The organism is Phocaeicola sp. GP0067 (genome assembly GCF_031119655.1).
Taxonomy (GTDB): domain Bacteria; phylum Bacteroidota; class Bacteroidia; order Bacteroidales; family Bacteroidaceae; genus Phocaeicola; species Phocaeicola vulgatus.
In genome coordinates this window covers 39,055-58,192 of the sequence record NZ_JAVHZY010000013.1, presented here as the reverse complement: position 1 = coordinate 58,192, position 19,138 = coordinate 39,055, and the positions used below count along the sequence as shown (strand labels likewise).

The window sequence follows — 19,138 nt, the reverse complement described above, 5'->3', positions numbered from 1 at the left end:
TAGTAAATATAACAAATCGTTTTTATTTTTTGTTCATCTCAATCCATTTTCTAGCATTGACAAATGCTTCCATCCATGGAGTAATCTGATCGTTCTTTATTCTATCAGCCGGATAATAAGCATTTTGCCATGGGAAACAAGAGCGTTCCAGATGAGGCATCATGGCCAAATGGCGACCGTCAGGACTGGCCAGACCGGCTACGCTGTAATCTGAACCGTTCGGATTGCCGGGATACTCATCGTATGAGTATTTCAATACAACATTGTATTTATCTTCATGATATGGCAATGAGAATTTACCTTCTCCATGGGCTACCCAGATGCCAAGCTTGCTTCCGCTTAACGAACCGAACATGACGCTTCTATTCATAGGAACAGTAACACCTACAAACTTGGATTCGAATTTATGTGAATCATTGTGCAGCATTTTCGCTTTCTTGGTGAAGTCTGGGTTAATCAGGTTTAATTCTATCATCAGCTGGCATCCGTTACATACGCCCAATGACAATGTATCTTTGCGTGCATAGAAGTTATCCAATGCAGCTTTGGCTTTGGGATTGAACAAGAAAGCTCCGGCCCATCCTTTGGCAGAGCCTAAAACGTCCGAATTAGAGAACCCACCGCAGAATACGATGAAATTGATGTCCTCTAATGTCTCACGTCCGCTGACCAGATCGGTCATTGTTACATCCTTCACATCAAATCCTGCCAAATAGAGCATGTAGGCCATTTCGCGTTCGCCATTGGTTCCTTTTTCACGGATAATAGCCGCTTTGATACCTGTCGGAGTACGACGGTCGGGGTTAAGGCCGAATTGTGAAAGTTTGCCGGTGAATGATTTGTCGAATACAAATTCCAAAGGTTGTTTCTTGTAGTTCTCGAAACGTTTTTTGGCGCAGCCGTTCATGCTCTGCTTGCGGTCTAGCAAGTAAGAGGTAGAATACCATACATCGCGCAGATAGTCTATGCCGAACTGGTAAGTCGCATCTCCCTTTTCTACCAGGATATGCCGTTCTTCAGTCGGTTTACCTAATTTTACGTAGCCTATGCCTGCGTCTTCCAAGATCTTTTTCACTTCTTCTTTGTGCTTATCTTTTACCTGGATAACAATACCCGGATTTTCGGCGAACAATATCTTGATAATGTCATCTTCCTTAATCTTGTTCAGGCTGATTTCCATACCACCTTCCATATTCGAGAAGCACATTTCAAGCAGTGTAGTAATAAGACCACCGGCAGAAATATCGTGACCGGCCATAATCAGACCTTTATTTACTAATTCTTGTACAGCCAGGAATGCGTCGCGGAAATATTCAGGATTTTGTACAGTCGGTACATCGTCACCTACTTTGTTCAATGATTGTGCAAAAGCAGAACCTCCCAGACGTAACTTGTCAAAACTGAAATCAATATGGTAGATAGTGCTCTTTTCATCATTTACCAATACAGGAGAAACCACTTTCTTCACATCCGAAACTTCACCGCCGGCAGAAACGATGACAGTTCCCGGACTGATGATCTTTTCACCGTTAGGATATTTCTGAGTCATAGACAAAGAATCTTTTCCGGTCGGTACATTGATTTGCAATGAGCAGCAGAAATCGGAAAGGGCTTTTACGGCAGTGTACAGGCGGGCGTCTTCACCTTCCTGTGCGCGGCATGGCCACATCCAGTTGGCAGACAAGGAAATGCTGTCCAATCCTTCCGCCATCGGGGCCCATACGATATTAGTCAGTGCTTCGGCTACCGACAAAACAGAGCCTGCGGCCGGATTGGCTAAGGCGGCTTGGGGAGCATGGCCTAGAGAAGTTGCTATACCTTTTTCTCCACGATAGTCGAGAGCTACTACACCACAATCGCTCAGAGGCAACTGAATTTCACCTTGACATTGTTGGCGAGCGATTTTACCGGTTACGGAACGGTCTACTTTATTGGTTAACCAATCTTTGCAAGCAACAGCTTCCAGCTGAAGTACGCGGCGGATATATTCATTTAATTTGGAAGTTTCGTATGAAACATTTTCATAATGGCGCTCTACGGTCTTGTCAACCATGTAGGTTTTCGGAGAAGAACCGAACATCTGATCTACTGCCAGATCGAACGGACGTACCCCATCGGCCTGTTCAAAGGCAAAGCGGGCGTCTCCGGTTGTTTCACCTACGGTATACATTGGCGCACGTTCGCGATCAGCAATTTTTTGTACATGTTCAATAGCCGACTCGTCAATCAGCAATCCCATACGTTCCTGAGATTCGTTGGCGATAATTTCTTTGGCAGACAAAGTCTGGTCACCGATAGGTAGTTTGTCCATATGAATTAATCCACCGTTTTCTTCTACCAGTTCGGATAAACAATTCACGTGGCCGGCCGAACCGTGGTCGTGAATGGAAACAATCGGGTTGTTATCTTCTTCACACAATGCACGGACTACATTATAGGCACGTTTTTGCATTTCCGCATTGGCACGTTGAACGGCGTTTAGTTCGATTCCCGATGAGTACCGGCCTGTCTCAACAGAAGAGACCGAACCTCCACCCAAGCCGATGCGATAGTTATCACCACCCATTACAACGACTTTATTTCCTTTTTCGGGATGTCCTTTCAGACAGTCGCGCTGAGTACCGTAACCTACTCCTCCTGCCAGCATAATCACTTTGTCGTATGCATACTTCTCGCCGTTTTCCTGGTGCTCGAATGTCAGTACAGAACCACAAATCAGCGGTTGACCGAATTTGTTACCGAAATCGGAAGCACCGTTGGAAGCCTTGATTAAGATCTGTTCCGGAGTCTGGTATAACCATTGGCGGACAGGAAGGATGTCTTCCCATTCGCGTCCCTCATCAGTACGGGGATAAGAGGTCATATAAACGGCAGTACCAGCAATGGGCCATGAGCCCTTGCCACCGCCCATACGGTCACGGATCTCACCACCGGTACCGGTAGATGCACCGTTGAATGGTTCTACGGTTGTCGGGAAGTTATGTGTTTCGGCTTTCAGTGAGATAACAGTCTTGATATCTTTGATAATGAAATAATCGGAAGTGGAATGATCGGCCGGAGAGAATTGCTCTACTATCGGTCCTTCGGCAAATGCTACATTATCTTTATAAGCGGAAATAATCTTGTTGGGATTTTCAGCAGTCGTTTTCTTGATCATCTGGAACAAGGAAGACTCCATTTCCTGACCATCAATAATGAATGTTCCGCCGAATATCTTATGGCGGCAATGCTCGGAATTGATCTGTGCGAAGCCGAATACTTCGGAATCGGTTAATTTACGTCCCAAATCTTTTTCAACCTTCAGCAAATAGTCCATTTCCTCACGGGAAAGTGCCAGACCTTCTTTTTCATTGTATTCTTCGAGGTTCTCGATGTGAACAATCGGCTGGGGTTTGATGTTGACTGTGAAAATCTCCTGGTTCAATCCCTTATACATACGTTGCAGCATAGGATCGTACTCGGCGTTTTCGTCTTTTACAGGGAAATATTCCTCAATGCGTAAGACACCTGTAAGACCCATGTTCTGAGTGATTTCTACAGCATTTGTACTCCAGGGAGTAATCATTTCCCGACGCGGTCCGATGAAGCAACCTTTCAGGTTCTCTTCGTTCTCTACAGTGGCTTCACCATAAAGCCAGCTTAATTTCTGAATATCCTCAGAAGCCAGTTCCTGGCTGACTTCTGTTGCTATTACACTTTTAGTGGGTGTTCTGAAAAATAGAATCATAGCACTTTTATAGTTGTTTTGTTAATTGAAAACTAGTTCTAATATCAAGGGTCTATTAATAAGGTGCAAAGTTATATAAAAGAGACGGGGTATGAAAGAATTTTGAGCGTAAATATAGGTACTTTCGTAAAAAAGTAGCATCTTTGCAGCATGAATTGGATAGAACAAGTAACCATACTCGATTTATTGGTGAAAGGGCTTATCGTCGGTGTAGTGGTTTCTGCGCCGTTAGGTCCTGTTGGGGTACTTTGTATACAGCGCACACTGAACAAGGGACGATGGTATGGATTTGTTACCGGTCTGGGAGCTGCCCTTAGTGATATAGGCTATGCCTTGATTACAGGTTATGGCATGAGTTTTATGGATGATTTCTTGGCAAAGAACCAAGTTTTGTTACAAATTATCGGCAGTATCATGCTGTTCTTTTTCGGTATTTATACTTTCCGTAGTAATCCTGTCCAGTCTATCCGTCCTGTATCTTCTACCCCGGGCAGTTATCTTCATAATTTTGTTACTGCTTTTTTTGTGACTCTCTCCAACCCCCTCATTATATTCCTGTTTATAGGTTTGTTTGCCCGTTTTTCTTTTGTGATGCCGGGCAGTCCCATAGGCTTTCAACTGGTGGGGTATTTGGCTATTGTATTGGGGGCTCTTCTCTGGTGGTTCGGAATTACGTATTTTGTCAATAAAGTACGCACCCGTTTTAATTTACGCGGCATTTGGATTTTGAACCGTGTGATTGGTATTGTAGTGATGCTGATTTCAGTCGCAGGTTTCATTTATACTATTTTAGGAAAAACGATGTACTGACAAAGAAACATATCTTGTGTATCATACGTTGGTTTTTTAATTTTTTAATTATCAATTTTAATTTAAAAAGTATGTTCGTTTCCAGGCAGTTAAAAGAAAAGAATATAGCCGAGTATCTTATATATATGTGGCAGATAGAGGATTTAATCCGTGCCAACGGCTGTGATATGGAAAAGATAAAAAGCACCATCATAGCTCCTTATCCGTTAACGGAAGAGCAGAAAACGGAACTCACCCAGTGGTATATGGATTTGATTGAGATGATGCGTCATGAAGGGATTATGGAAAAAGGCCATTTGCAGATTAATAAAAACATTATAACTTGGCTTACCGACCTTCATTTGCAGTTATTGCGTTCCCCTAAGTTTCCTTATTATAATTCTGCTTATTATAAAGTATTGCCTTATATTGTAGAGTTACGCGCTAAAGGTGCGGATAAAGAGGAGCCTGAACTGGAAACTTGTTTTGAGGCGCTTTATGGTATCTTATTGTTGAAATTGCAAAAGAAAGAAATCAGTGAGGAAACAAGAAAGGCACAAGAAGCAATCTCGACATTGCTGGCTATGTTGTCAAACTACTATATAGAGGATAAAAAAGGAGAATTGGAATTCTAATAAATGAAATAGAAATGAAGAATATATTGGTGACTGGTGCCAACGGTCAATTAGGAAATGAAATGCGTGTGCTATCGGCTGAATACAAGGAATACACTTGTTTTTTTACGGATGTAGCCGAATTGGACATTTGTGATGAGCAGGCGGTGATGACTTTCGTAAAAGAGAATAATATTCATGTCATAGTGAACTGTGCGGCCTATACGGCGGTAGATAAGGCAGAGGATGATATAGAGTTATGCACCAAGCTGAATAAGAACGCAGTGAGCTATCTGGCGAAGGCGGCTGAAGCCAACTGGGGTGAGTTTATTCAGATATCAACGGATTATGTGTTCGATGGCACGAAACATCTTCCTTATAATGAGGGGGATGTTCCTTGTCCCAATTCTGTTTACGGCAAGACCAAGCTGGCCGGTGAAACGAATGCATTGGAGTATTGCAAAAAAACAATGATTATCCGTACCGCATGGCTTTATTCCACTTTTGGGAATAATTTTGTAAAAACGATGCTCCGTCTGGGAAAGGAAAAGGAAACTTTGGGTGTGGTCTTTGATCAGATTGGTACACCGACATATGCCCGTGATCTGGCACGTGCTATCTTTACAGCCATTTATAAGGGAGTGGTTCCGGGAGTTTATCATTTCAGTGATGAAGGAGTATGTTCCTGGTATGATTTTACCAAGGCTATCCATCGTATTGCCGGTATCACGACCTGTAAGGTCAGTCCCCTGCATACAAATGAATATCCGGCAAAGGCTCCCCGTCCCCATTATTCCGTATTGGACAAGACCAAGATTAAAACTACTTATAACATTGAGATTCCTCATTGGGAAGAGAGTCTGGAAGCATGTATCAAAGAATTAAATGCATAATAAAATATGAATAGTGAAATAGAAAGAAGACGGACGTTTGCGATTATAGCGCATCCGGATGCCGGTAAGACCTCTCTAACTGAAAAATTGTTACTTTTTGGCGGACAGATACAGGTGGCCGGAGCCGTAAAGAGTAATAAGATAAAGAAGACCGCCACATCCGACTGGATGGACATTGAAAAGCAGCGTGGTATTTCTGTGACCACTTCTGTGATGGAGTTTGATTACAATGATTATAAAATCAATATTCTGGATACTCCGGGCCATCAGGACTTTGCCGAGGATACTTATCGTACTTTGACAGCCGTAGATAGTGTCATTATTGTGGTGGATGGTGCGAAAGGTGTGGAAACGCAGACACGTAAGCTGATGGAAGTATGCCGTATGCGTAATACTCCGGTAATCATATTTGTCAACAAGATGGACCGTGAGGCGAAAGATCCGTTTGATTTGTTGGATGAACTGGAGGAGGAACTCATTATCAATGTACGTCCTCTGACGTGGCCTATTGAAAGCGGTCCCCGTTTCAAAGGTGTGTATAACCTTTATGAACATAAACTGAATCTTTTCCAACCTTCCAAACAGGTGGTAACAGAAAAAGTGGAGGTTGATATCAATACGGAAGAACTAGACAACCAGATCGGTGCTCCTTTGGCTGAAAAATTGCGCGGAGAACTGGAACTGGTTGACGGTGTTTATCCTGAATTCAATGTGGAGGAGTACCTGAAAGGCGAGATGGCTCCTGTATTTTTCGGGTCGGCATTGAATAACTTCGGTGTACAGGAACTGCTGGATACATTTGTGGAAATTGCTCCGAGCCCCCGTCCTACCAAGACAGAAGAACGTGAGGTGGAACCCGATGAACCGAAATTTACCGGATTTGTCTTTAAGATCACAGCTAATATCGATCCTAATCATCGTTCATGTATTGCATTTTGTAAAATTTGTTCGGGCAAATTTTCCCGTAATACTCCTTATTATCATGTACGTCATGACAAGACGATGCGTTTTTCTTCTCCCACTCAGTTTATGGCACAGCGTAAAACAACAGTAGACGAGGCTTGGGCGGGAGATATCATCGGTTTGCCGGATAACGGAACGTTCAAGATCGGTGATACGCTGACTGAAGGTGAGAAACTTCATTTCCGTGGAATTCCCAGTTTTTCGCCCGAGATGTTTAAATACATTGAGAATGCTGACCCTATGAAACAGAAACAATTGGCTAAAGGTATTGACCAGTTGATGGATGAGGGTGTGGCACAGTTATTTATCAATCAGTTTAATGGACGTAAGATTATCGGTACGGTAGGGCAGTTGCAGTTTGAAGTGATCCAGTATCGTCTGGAAAATGAATATAATGCAAAATGCCGATGGGAGCCTATCAGCCTATACAAGGCATGTTGGGTGGAAAGTGATGATCCGGAAGAACTGGAAGCTTTCAAAAAACGTAAATATCAGTATATGGCCAAGGATCGTGAAGGAAGGGATGTATTCTTGGCTGATAGCAATTATGTACTTCAAATGGCACAAATGGACTTCAAGCATATTAAGTTCCATTTTACCAGTGAGTTTTAATTTGTTGTTGGAGGTGGTCAAAAATCCCTAAGGGATGGACACACCTCCTTCTTGTTTTCACGAAATATTCTTTTTTACTTTATTCCTCTGGCTTTATAAATTCGTTCTTTAGCGTTATTAATTTGTTGGAACTTCTCTTCTGCCGCTTTTTTCACATCTTCACCCAATGTAGCAACACGGTCAGGGTGATGTTTTAATGCCAGACGGCGATAGGCTGTACGTACTTCCTCATTGGTGGCGGACGGGTCAATTTCAAGTACTTTGTAAGCTTCTTCCAATGAGTTTCCGCTTAAGTTCAGCATGGATTCCACTTCTTTGGGCGACAGTTCCATGCATTGTGCCACTTCTTTTAATGCTGCTATTTCCTCAGAGCATACGCTTCCGTCACTTTTGGCTATGTTTACCAGAAAGTCCAACAATTGCAGCCGTTGTTCGTAAGGCAGGTTCGCGGCAATCTGTGCACCACATTCATGGATGGTATTTTTAAATGCCATCGGGTTTTGACGCTCCATCTGTTTGCGCTGTTCAAAAAGATTCAGCAAAATCTGTTCTCCTTGGATGACTGCCTCTTCGCCGAAATTCATTCTTAAGAATTGGCGTACATATTCCATTTCGCTGTGCATGATGCGTCCGTCTGCACGGATGATGTAAGACGCCATAACCAACATGGAGAATAAAAAGCTATTCCGCTGGCCTTCGTCATAGTTTCCGGCTTCCGCCTGTCCTTTTTCGTATGTATTGCCAAAAAGTCCGTTGTTTCCATCCAGCAATGAGCCTAAGGCAAATCCGGCCAAAGCTCCCAGTGGTCCCATAGTCATGAATCCCAGAATACCACCAATCCATTTTCCTGCTCCCATTATTCTTTTAATTTTTTCGTTTTGGATGCAAAAATAAACAATCTTGGATGAAAAAAGTCTCTTTGCCGCATTTTTTACTATCTTTACCAGTCAAATTAAAAATACTATGTTTCAGAAACTTGTAGCAATAGAACCTGTCAGTCTGGTTCTGTCAGCAGAAAAAGCGTTATATTCTTTTGCAGATGAGGTTGTTATGTACTCTGATATTCCGGCGGGGGATAATGAGATTATTGCTCGGATCGGAGATGCGGATGCTGTATTGTTAAGTTATACATCACAAATAAACCGGTATATTTTAGAGAGATGTCCGAATGTCCGGTATATCGGTATGTGTTGTTCACTATACTCTCCCGAAAGTGCGAATGTGGATATCCGTTATGCTAATGAACGCGGTATTACGGTGACAGGTATTCGTGACTATGGTGATGAAGGGGTAATAGAATATGTAGTCAGCGAACTGGTGCGTTGTCTTCATGGATTCGGTCAGAAGCCGTGGGAAGGGATTCCCCGGGAGATTACCGGCTTGAAAGTGGGTATTGTAGGCTTAGGAAAATCTGGTGGTATGATAGCGGATGCAATGAAGTTTTTTGGTGCGGATATAGCTTATTATGCCCGTAGTGAAAAAAAAGAAGCCGGTGCGAAAGGTTATCGTTTTATGCCTTTGAATGAACTTTTGACATGGAGTGAAGTGGTATGCTGTTGCTTGAATAAGAATACGGTTTTGTTGCATGAGGCGGAGTTCAAGGCACTTGGAAATAGGAAGATACTATTTAACACAGGATTGTCACCTGCGTGGGATGAATCTTCGTTTACCCGATGGTTGGAGGAAGATAATCTTTGTTTTTGTGATACATTAGGAGCATTGGGGAGTACGGCATTGCTTACCCATCCGCATGTGCGTTGTATGCAAGTATCAACCGGCCGTACCCGCCAGGCGTTTGACCGCCTGAGCGAGAAGGTGCTGGCCAATTTGTCAGAATACAATGGGTGAAGTGATATTGAGCAGGGTGTTCACTACAGACCATCCTGCAATCTCTGATGTGGCGCTGTACACTTCTACTACTGCGTGTACTTGTTCATTTTTGATTTCCACTTTTTGAGTATCACCTGTAAATCCAGGGGTGGACTGTATGGATACCTGCATATTGTCCGGTCCTACGGAAGCCAATGAGGCTGCGACAGATACATTTACTTTGGTTGGAAAAACATTTATTGCCTCTGTTGCATTGCCGGAAAAGACAATGCGTTTTTCCTGTTGCAGCTCTTCCTTGTAAACCGATGTGCCTTTCAAAGCATCAGGTCCTTTTTCATTGAAAAAACGAGCTGTAGCATTTCCCATCAAAGAGGTGGTTCTTAATACATCAAATCCTCCGGTGGCCCCGGATACCAAGTAAACCCGTGTATCGTTTGCCTTGGCCGTTTCTTTGACTTTCTCATAAAAAGAGGTGTCTGCCAAAGCTCCTATGGATAGGGTGATAATGGAAGTTCCGTTTTCCAAGGTGGGTAAGGCCAGTTCTTTCATTGCGGCAGGCGAGGCTGATTCCACCAGATAATCAGGTTTTAATTCCAACAGTTCTTTTAAAGTGTGACAGGCTGCACACATTTTTCCGTGTTGCCTCATTTTATTCGCAATGTGTTCGGCCTTTGATGCCGTACGCGAATATACGCCTACTAATTCATAGTCGGGCAACATTCCTTTGACAACTGCGTTTGTTATAATTTCAGCAAGTCGTCCACATCCTACTATAACCAATCTATTCATAGAACAAAGATAGTGATTTTCATCATATAAACCTATTTTGTGGAAAATGGAATTTATTGTGATGTATTTCTTGTTCTATGGGTATGTCTGTCCGAGCTGTTTTGAAATGTTTGCACTTAGTAAATGGCAAAGTATCTGAACTTCGATGAAATGGGAAGAAATGAAAATCTACTCGTGAAAAAGAGATGTCTATGACGAATCTAAAATGAAGATTTAAGGTAAATCTAAGGTTGTTTCTTCTTGTTTTTATGAATAGTTTGTTTACTTTGTGCCAGATAAGTAAATATAGAAATCAAATGGAAAACAAACAACTATTATGCGTTTTATTCCCTTTGTTGGTGGCGTGTACCGGGCAACGCCATCAACAGCAGGTATCCAGTGAGTCAATCATAGAAGAAGCGGTGCGGAAGGGAGAAGTTCTGAAAGGGGAGATTGTTCCCATTGATACGGCTCTGTTCCGGTATGCCTATCGTATGCGTGTACAGGGTGACAAGGCGGTGATATTGGATTTGCACAATGCCGATTACTATTATCATGTATTTACTTATCCCGATTTTCAATATCAGTCTTCTTTTGGAAAGCGTGGGGAAGGTCCGGGTGAGTCCATTTATGCGGCGAATATCCGTTTTGCAGGGCAGGACACGGTGTGGGTGCTTGATGACGGCAAGGGCAGGATGTATCAATATAGCGGTATAGCCGGGGGGAAAACTCCCAAACAGGAAAAGGATATTTTGTTGGATAAGCGCTTGTTCCGTTCCCTTGATTTTGATTTGAAGGATGCCTCTACTGTTGTTATCCCCGATTATTCCGGTGAGAACCGTTTCAGTTGGGCTTCACTCTCTTCCGGCGAATTGCTTCGTAAATCCGAGCAGATACCTGTGTCCGATCCGGAACTGTTGAGAGAAAGTGCGCCTGCTGTGGCTCAAGGCTGGAACAGTTTTGTATCATTCAGTCCTGATAAGAAGATATTGGTTTCTGTCACTCAGTTTGGAGATAGGCTCGATATTTATAGCATGGCTTCACAAAAGCATATAGGAGAATTGGGTGGGGATGGTGAACCCCAATTTAAAGTGAGTCCTGAAGGGTATGGACTTCCGGCGGGGAGAATCTGTTATTATGATGTGCAGGTGACTGACCAATACATTTATACCATTTACGACGGTCGTAAATTTAAGGATATTATGAAGTTGGCCGATGCCTATCAGCAGGGTGGTAAAATATTACGTATATCCACCCACGAGGGCGATGTGGTGAAAACCTATGTATTGGATCGTCCTATTGCCGGTATTTATGTAGATGAGGCTGCCGGTATGTTATTCGGTTTGGATGTCAATGCTGACGAGCAGATAGTGAAATTTCCCCTTGAATTGGAATAGAGGAAGTTTTGAAAAGAAATCACCGTGTTATCCTATAATGGCGGATAATTTATTGTAGTGTATGGTTGGAAAAACATAAGTTCGTTTTCCGAAAAGAACCGGATCTTTTTTGAAAAGAACAGGGCCTTTTTTAAAAAGGTTCTAGTGTTTTATGAGCTGGACTGTCTGCTTATACCAATTTAGAATTCATGCGTTTTTTCTTTCAAATCCTTCATCCTTATGTAAGATGTTAGTTCTTAGCTGATTATAATGACGGATTTGTACCCGGAAAGCTTCAGCCAAAAAAAATCCTTCAGGGTGAAGGAATATGGATGATTTTCAAGTTTGCTTTCATAGAGTTTAAAAGTGAGAATTATCTGTCACACTGTCACAGTACTAATTATTTTGCTGAAAAACAGGTTGTTAAGATGTGACAGATAGCGTGACGGAGAGTGTGACAGATAAAAGTCTGTCACAGTGTTATTGTCCTGCACTACATTGTCCTGTGGCCTATAATGAATGAATCAGAATATAGTAACGAGAATCTCTTTGTTTCCCGTGTATTACAGTGTGTTCCACTGTTTGGTACAATTAATTTTATATGGTGGAACAAATAGTTTTATATGGTGGAATATTTAGTTTTACCTTGATGAAATAAATTATTCCACCTTAATGAAACAACTCGTTCCGCTGTGAGAAATGCTTTGTTCCTGCTGCGGTGGGTTGGTGATTTTAAGTAAGATTGTATACCTTATGTATGCTTATTATTGGAAATAGGAGCTATTCATTCGTTTGAGGAGATAACCAGTCGGTATCCTCCTTTTTCTGTCACTATCTGATATTCGGGAAAGTCCTTGAGTGAGGATTTAAGAGTGGAGATATGACTATATATTTTATTTTCGGGATTGTTATCTTTCGGCCAGAAAGCATTTTTAATATCTTCTTTAGTCAAAAGATGCTTGGGTGTTTTGATAAACAGTTCCAGCAGATTGAAATCTGCCGGTGCTATGTGGCAAAGCCGGTCGCCAATATATAGTTTCTTGCTTTCCAACTTTAAAGTCATTTTCCCCAATTGTATGTAGTCCGGATTGTCAGGAATTTCTTCACATGGTATGCAGTCCGGATTGGCGGGAGTTTCTTTTTCCTGTGGTTTTTTCAGAAATGACAGAGACACCCATATCAAGACAATGAAATAAGCAATGATACTCCATAACACTTTTGGAGTGGTATGTTTTACTATTTCTGTCCAATGAATCATAGCCCATGCCTGTACGCCGGCGGTTCTTTTAGCGTCTATTGCTTGTACAGGGGTGACAAGAGCTTTCTGGAAAGAGATTGAATCATTGTCACTGAATACCTTTTTCTTGTTGGGGCAGTAAATGATTCCCGTCTTAGCGGCGGAAACTCCATTCTTTTCCCATTCTTCTTGGAAGATCTTATTGAAATTGTCTGGATTGACGGGGATAATCCTTGTCATCACATACTGGTTGGCCAGTTGGGTAGCCAGTGACTCATGGGTGCTGTCTTCAAAATAAATGATTTCTAGACTATCACCGTATTCTATTTGGACACCTTTTACCTTTCTGCCTAAAGGGCGATAATGAATAAGAATCTTGTTTAAGCGTTCTTGATAATCAATATTGATTGCTTCACGTAGGCTGTCCTTCATTGTTATCAGAACATTTGTTTTTTCATCTTTAAAAGCAACATAACATAGCAGGATGAATACAATCCATCCCAATGCAATAAAGCTAAACTTGAATAAGTTTGTCGGTATTTTCATGTTTCTTGTTCATGTTAGAGATTGCAAAGATACGCATATTTATAAAAAAGGAACTTATAAGTTAAAAAAAGAATATGATTTAATTGGATGAACCTTATGATTTGGAGATCAGGGCATTAAAATAATCCTTCCGATGAAATGGGGATTTTTTGAATCTTAAGAAAACTTTAAGGTCACCTTAAGATCAATTTAAGGGAAAAAATTTGCGTGCCCGATAGATGTTCTCTACCTTCACACAAAAAATGATAAACCAATGAAAAAAGTATTTGTATTATTTACCGTTGTTATGCTAATGGCGGTAATGGCTTGGGAAAAGCAATCCGGAAAGCCGGTAGAGAGTGAGTTTCTTTTAGATAATGTGGAAGCATTGGCTGCAGGAGAATCCGGGTATGATACATGTCTGGGCAGTGGGAATGTGACTTGCAGTACCGGAGACAAAGTGGAATATGTGCTTAGACCTTTTGGCTTGGATTAATCAATGAGATACCTTTGTCTATTACTATGTGTTTTTGCTCTTTTTTCCTCCTGCAAGGAATCAGAAAAAGATAAAATCGCTCGTTTGGTTGAGGAATGGGAAGGGAAAGAAATTCTCTTTCCTACCCATTCCATCTTTACTATTCAAGGGAAGGATACAGTGGACTTTTCTTTAGCGGATGCGGATTATAAGGTAGTGACTTATATCGATTCTGTAGGCTGTACTAGTTGTAAGTTACAATTGCCTCGCTGGAAGCTGTTTATGCAGGAAGTTGATTCAACGTTGAACCGTCCGGTTCCCTTTGTCTTCTATTTCCATCCGAAAGATATGAAAGAACTGCGTTATATTACCCGTCGTGATGCATTTGTCTATCCTGTTTGTTTCGATGAAAAGGACGATTTTAACCGATTGAACCACTTTCCGGATGAAATGACTTTCCAGACATTCCTATTGGATAAAGACAACAGGGTGGTGGCTATAGGCAATCCTGTTCACAATCCAAAGGTGAAGGAACTTTATTTGAAAGTATTGACAGGTGGTGAAGTTGTAAAAGCGGAAACACCGATAACGAAAGTCAGTCTGGACGTAACAAGCATAGACTTCGGTTCATTTCCTCAGTCGGAGAAGCAGGAACGCAAGTTCACACTGACCAATACGGGACAGCATGTACTGGTGATATACGATGTCATCACTTCCTGTGGATGTACCAAGGTAAACTATAATAAGGAGGGTGTTCGTCCGGGAGAAAAAGCGGAACTGACCGTGATTTATGAAGCCGAAAAGGCTGAGCATTTCAGTAAGACGGTTACCATTTATTGCAATGCAGATAATTCTCCACTTCGTTTGAAGGTAACGGGGAATGCTGAATAAAGGATGAAGTATGAATCAATGGGAGTAAAAAGCGGATGGAAAGAAATTCATTTTCTTTGCCGAAAGTCGATTCTTTCCACCCTGTGGCTCTCTTCTAAAAGAAAAGGAGGTTAAGTCCGATGTAAAAGTAGTGTAAATAATCAGAATAAGCAAGCGGTATTTTTGTTTTTTCTGCGGTGGAGTTCTTTCCGAGAATAAGATGAAAATATGAATAATAATAATTTTTTTTACTAGAAATAAGATGATAATGAAAAAGTTGATATTAATATTTTTCCCATTTCTTTTTGTTTCATGTAGTGTAAAACATAAAAAAACATTTGATTATATTTTTAATAAAACTGAAGCAATCACACTTGAGCAAAGCAAATTGACTTTGAGTAAGGATATAACCGTTCTCAGTTTTTCAGATTCTAGTATGGTCGATCGTAATTCATCTATAATTAAAGTTGACAGTGGTTGGATTGTATATTCAAAAAATTCAGAATCATCTATACTTAGCTTTACTAGTGATGGACAGTTTTCCGGTTATATCGGACACAGGGGAAATGGCCCTGGTGAATATACTAGCGTCTATGATGTCGTTGTTAATCAGAAAAGTAAAGTTTTAGAGGTCCTATCAGATGGAGGAATTTTTTGTTATACTTTTGGGGGAGATTTCTTAGACAAGAAGGAGGTTACTTATCCTGCGTTTTCTTTTGCCATAGATGATAGGCAGAATTATTGGTTTTATGTAGGTAACAACACCACGTATGGCGATGCTAAAATGATTTGTACAGATGAAAATATCGCCAATGTGGCATATTATCTTCATCAAAAGTCTAATATGCTTCCGATGGTAGAGAATAATTTTGGAAGAAATGGAGAATGGTTGACGTTTCATGAGTCGCTAAATCATGATTTGTATACGATAGAAAATGGGAAATTGGACTTATCATATGCTATGGACTTTCCTAATTATAAGCTGCCTAAGAAATTACATGAATTATCGGGCATGGAAGTTATAGAAGAATTGCAGCGTTCTAACTATGCATCTATTATAAATTATCTGGAAAATCATGATTATATATTTTTAAATGTTTTATTGAACAATGAAGGTGAACGAATCCCAGAGGTTTATTATTGGATTATTAGTAAGAATTTGCAAGAGGAAGTTATCATCAAAATTGATGGTGGAATTTCTGCAGAATCCTATTTGTTTAATACTCAGTATTTGTCTAATGATAATAAATTATATTGTTTGGGGTATATATGGGAAAATAAGGATATGGAATCCTTTGAGGAAAATTTAAATCCTTCTGTAGTAGCACTTGAATTTAATGAACTATTTAGTAAAGTACGATGACAAATATAGTATCTTTATTTTATTGTAAGTGTGAATCCTTATTCTCTCCTTTTCTGAAAATAAGATGAAGTAACTAATTATTGAAACTAAAAATATCAATTGAGTCTGATTCTTCAGACTGGTTGAAATGTAGTTTTACTCAGGTACATAATTTAATTCCTGTGTTTTAGATTGTATCAGATAGCGGGAAGAATAAGGTGTGTTTTGAGTTTAGTTTTAATTTATGTTTTCGCAGGGGTAAATTATACTATTCCACCAAATTAACAAATGAATAATATTATGTTCTTAGCAAGACTCCTTGTCCTTTTTTCATTAGTATGTATCTCTTGTGCCCACTCTTCTTTTGAGCAGAAACAATTGAAACATGCTTTAGATTTTGCTACTTCTAATCGTTTGGAATTGGAGATACTGCTTCAGCATTATACCTATGATTCTTTAAAATTGGAAGCGGCTAAATTTTTGATACGGAATATGCCTCATTGCTATTCCTACCAACAGGGAGGTGAAATGGATAGTGTGAAGCGTGTACGTACTTATTATAGTCCTTTCGGACAAATAGACCAGACTTATGCCAGACGTTGGGGGCATTATACCTATCGTAATCTTCCTAAAATATATGATGCCCATATTATCACAGCCGAATACTTGATAGACAATATAGACCGTGCTTTTGATAATTGGCAGAAACGTCCATGGAACCGTTCTCTTTCATTTGAAGATTTTTGTGAATACTTGTTGCCTTATCGTATAGGGGATGAACCGCTGGAAGAATGGCGTGAACTTTATGAAAAGAAATATGGATATTTATTAGATTCCATATATAAAGGCAGTGATGTGGTGGAGGCCGCGAATTTGGTAAGCAGGCATCTACAAGAACCTGTCTTTATTTATTGTGAAGACTTTGAACTGCCTCATATCGGTCCCAGATATTTATTCAGCCATCGATATGGTAGTTGCGTGGATGCGGCGGATATAGTGACTTATGCATTTCGGGCTGTCGGCATTCCTTGTATGGAAGATACGGATGCCAGAGGGGGACATGTGTGGAATGTTGTTCGTGACACGACAGGGCGCGATGTACCTATTTGGTATATAGCTTCGGAGGCTGTAAGGGGGAGTAGGGATACGGGAGGGTATAAACGTGGCAAGGTTTACAGGCCCATGTATGGTTTTCAAGAAGAAAAGGCAGCACATCTGGGAGATGATTGGAAATCAATGCCGCTTTTATTCTATCACCCTTATATGAAAGATGTCAGTTATGCATATTATCCGGATACGTTACGCATACTTACCGGTATTCCTGATGATGAGGTTTGTTATCTGGCCCATTTCCACGAAGCGCATTGGTGGAGTTGTGCCTGTGCACGCTCGGCAAGCGGCAAGATGGAAATACCTAATCTAGAATCGGAACTGGTATATCTTCCCATGAAATATACCAAAGGCAATTATTATCCTTCCGGCTTCCCCTTTTGGTTTGCAGGTGGAGAAATAAATACGTTTCTTCCGGATTGGGAGAAAACAGTAAAGGTTCGTTTGTATAGAAAATATCCGGTATATGGTTGGTTGCGCAGCTTTATGGGCCATGTGGTGGGAGGTACTTTTGAGGGAAGTATGACGAAAAATTTTGAAGATGGAAAGACATTATATGAGATAGCGGATACTCCCGTGATAGCAAGGAATAGAATCTTTCTGAATAAGTCGGTTAAGTGCCGTTACATAAGATATAAGGCTGACAATGATAAATGTGCGGAACTGGCGGAAATGACATTTTATGCCAATGGAAAGGCTGTTTCTCCGATAGCGGTTTGGGGGAGTCCTACGGAAAAAGGAAATATGCATGTGCTGGCAAAGCACGTGGCGGATGGTGATCCTCTTTCTTATTATCTGTCTTTAGACAAAGGAGGGGAGGTTGTTGTTGATTTGGGCCGTGTCGCAGTTATAGATTGCCTGGAGTATATGCCCCGGAATGATGACAATTTTATTTCTCCGGGTGATATTTATGAGTTGTTCTGTCATGCCGGTACTGAAGGATGGAAGAGTTTGGGAAAACAGCGGGCTGATACTACCTGTTTGGACTGGATTGTGCCTGACAATGCATTGTTCTGGTTACGCGATCTGACCCGTGGGCGTGAAGAACATATTTTCTTTATGCAGAACAGGCGGCAGAAATTTCCAACCTTTTAAGATTTAAAATGAGGTATATAAAGAAATACATAGGCGTTTTATATAACTTGCTGGTTTGTGTGACCGGAGGGAGTTTGTTAATGATGATTATTTGGTTGTTATTACAGATATTTGTTTTTGCCTCATTTGCCATACCTTCTGACTCCATGGAGCCGGTTCTGATACCGGGTGACTATGTGCTTGTCAATAAAATGTTGAAAGGACCACGTATATTCAGCCTTGGTGATGCCCGGCAACATAAGCCGCTACACATCGATCGTTTGAAGGGATTCAGTGAATTTCAGCGCAATGAGGTATTGGTCTTTAATTTCCCTTATCCGGAACGATGGGACAGTATAGGGTTTAACCTGATGCTTTATTATGTAAAGAGGTGTATCGCATTGCCGGGTGATACTGTTGAAATAAGGGACGCCCGATATAGGGTCAGAGGTTATGATAAGGAATTAGGAAATATAGTTTCACAAAACAGTTTGGCGCATTTTTTGGAGAAACCGAGGAATGTGGAGAAAATGATACAGGAAAATTGTTTTTTTGCTTATCCCGGTGATACCATCTTAAAATGGAGTATTAAAGATTTTGGTCCTTTTTATCTTCCTTCCCGTGGGGATACTATTGTGATGGATGATAAACATTATTTGCTTTATCGCAATCTTATAGAATGGGAGCAACAAGATAAATTAATAGCAAGTAACGGGCATTTTTATTTAAATGGGCGGGAAGTGGAGCATTATGTTTTTATGCACAATTATTATTTCATGGGTGGTGATAATTGTTATAATTCTCAGGACTCGCGCTATTGGGGGCCTTTGCCGGAGGAATATATTGTAGGAAAGGCGACATTGATATGGAAGTCTAAGAATGGAGTGACGGATGAAATACGTATGGACAGGATATTTAAAAAGATAAAGTAGT

At 40.9% G+C, this 19,138-nt stretch carries 15 protein-coding genes; 11 read left to right on the top strand and 4 right to left on the bottom strand.

The features are described from left to right. Positions 1–22 precede the first annotated feature (22 nt). Entirely contained in the window at positions 23–3,727 is a 3,705-nt protein-coding gene (gene purL / locus RE317_RS11800; protein WP_011964614.1) for a phosphoribosylformylglycinamidine synthase, read from the bottom strand. Between the two features lie 150 nt (positions 3,728–3,877). On the opposite strand from purL, the gene RE317_RS11795 reads away from it, so the two are divergent. The 4 genes from RE317_RS11795 to RE317_RS11780 all read left to right on the top strand — a co-directional run bounded on the left by RE317_RS11795 (position 3,878) and on the right by RE317_RS11780 (position 7,598). After that, entirely contained in the window at positions 3,878–4,537 is a 660-nt protein-coding gene (locus RE317_RS11795; RefSeq protein ID WP_005842995.1) for a LysE family translocator, read from the top strand. Positions 4,538–4,608: 71 nt separating this feature from the next. Then, a complete protein-coding gene (locus RE317_RS11790; RefSeq protein ID WP_118430179.1) occupies positions 4,609–5,151 on the top strand; it encodes a DUF4924 family protein in 543 nt (180 codons plus the stop codon). Positions 5,152–5,165: 14 nt separating this feature from the next. Beyond that, positions 5,166–6,023, top strand: coding sequence for a dTDP-4-dehydrorhamnose reductase (gene rfbD / locus RE317_RS11785; protein WP_005851079.1), 858 nt, complete (start codon positions 5,166–5,168; stop codon positions 6,021–6,023). A gap of 6 nt (positions 6,024–6,029) precedes the next feature. Continuing rightward, positions 6,030–7,598, top strand: coding sequence for a peptide chain release factor 3 (locus RE317_RS11780; RefSeq protein WP_005842989.1), 1,569 nt, complete (start codon positions 6,030–6,032; stop codon positions 7,596–7,598). A 74-nt stretch (positions 7,599–7,672) separates the two neighbouring features. Here RE317_RS11780 and RE317_RS11775 read toward each other — a convergent pair whose 3' ends face one another. Beyond that, entirely contained in the window at positions 7,673–8,455 is a 783-nt protein-coding gene (locus RE317_RS11775) for a TerB family tellurite resistance protein (protein ID WP_005842987.1), read from the bottom strand. Positions 8,456–8,561: 106 nt separating this feature from the next. Here RE317_RS11775 and RE317_RS11770 point away from each other — a divergent pair, with 106 nt between their 5' ends. Beyond that, positions 8,562–9,446 carry an NAD(P)-dependent oxidoreductase gene (locus tag RE317_RS11770; protein ID WP_008670231.1) on the top strand — a complete coding sequence of 295 codons (885 nt, stop codon included), beginning with the start codon at positions 8,562–8,564 and terminating at the stop codon, positions 9,444–9,446. Here RE317_RS11770 and RE317_RS11765 read toward each other — a convergent pair. Next, positions 9,429–10,217 carry an aspartate dehydrogenase domain-containing protein gene (locus RE317_RS11765; protein ID WP_008670229.1) on the bottom strand — a complete coding sequence of 263 codons (789 nt, stop codon included), beginning with the start codon at positions 10,215–10,217 and terminating at the stop codon, positions 9,429–9,431. The two genes, RE317_RS11770 and RE317_RS11765, sit on opposite strands and share 18 nt — an antisense overlap. Before the next feature lie 296 nt (positions 10,218–10,513). On the opposite strand from RE317_RS11765, the gene RE317_RS11760 reads away from it, so the two are divergent. Then, positions 10,514–11,593: a BF3164 family lipoprotein gene (locus RE317_RS11760; protein ID WP_118430178.1), complete on the top strand. Its 1,080-nt coding sequence runs from the start codon at positions 10,514–10,516 to the stop codon at positions 11,591–11,593. Between the two features lie 763 nt (positions 11,594–12,356). Here the strand turns inward: RE317_RS11760 and RE317_RS11755 are convergent. After that, positions 12,357–13,355 (bottom strand): winged helix-turn-helix domain-containing protein, encoded by a 999-nt coding sequence (locus RE317_RS11755; protein WP_022508243.1) that lies wholly within the window; start codon positions 13,353–13,355, stop codon positions 12,357–12,359. Between the two features lie 253 nt (positions 13,356–13,608). On the opposite strand from RE317_RS11755, the gene RE317_RS11750 reads away from it, so the two are divergent. The 5 genes from RE317_RS11750 to lepB all read left to right on the top strand — a co-directional run bounded on the left by RE317_RS11750 (position 13,609) and on the right by lepB (position 19,137). Further along, complete coding sequence (locus RE317_RS11750; RefSeq protein WP_120002709.1) at positions 13,609–13,830, top strand: NVEALA domain-containing protein; 222 nt, start codon at positions 13,609–13,611, stop codon at positions 13,828–13,830. A gap of 3 nt (positions 13,831–13,833) precedes the next feature. Next, a complete protein-coding gene (locus tag RE317_RS11745; protein WP_118430177.1) occupies positions 13,834–14,700 on the top strand; it encodes a DUF1573 domain-containing protein in 867 nt (288 codons plus the stop codon). A gap of 247 nt (positions 14,701–14,947) precedes the next feature. Then, on the top strand, positions 14,948–16,042 hold the full coding sequence (locus RE317_RS11740) for a 6-bladed beta-propeller (protein ID WP_008670224.1): 1,095 nt from the start codon (positions 14,948–14,950) through the stop codon (positions 16,040–16,042). 279 nt (positions 16,043–16,321) lie between these two features. After that, positions 16,322–18,226, top strand: a complete 1,905-nt coding sequence (locus RE317_RS11735) for a hypothetical protein (protein WP_016270773.1) — start codon at positions 16,322–16,324, stop codon at positions 18,224–18,226. Between the two features lie 8 nt (positions 18,227–18,234). After that, entirely contained in the window at positions 18,235–19,137 is a 903-nt protein-coding gene (gene lepB, locus RE317_RS11730) for a signal peptidase I (protein ID WP_016270772.1), read from the top strand. The last annotated feature ends 1 nt before the right edge of the window (position 19,138 follow it).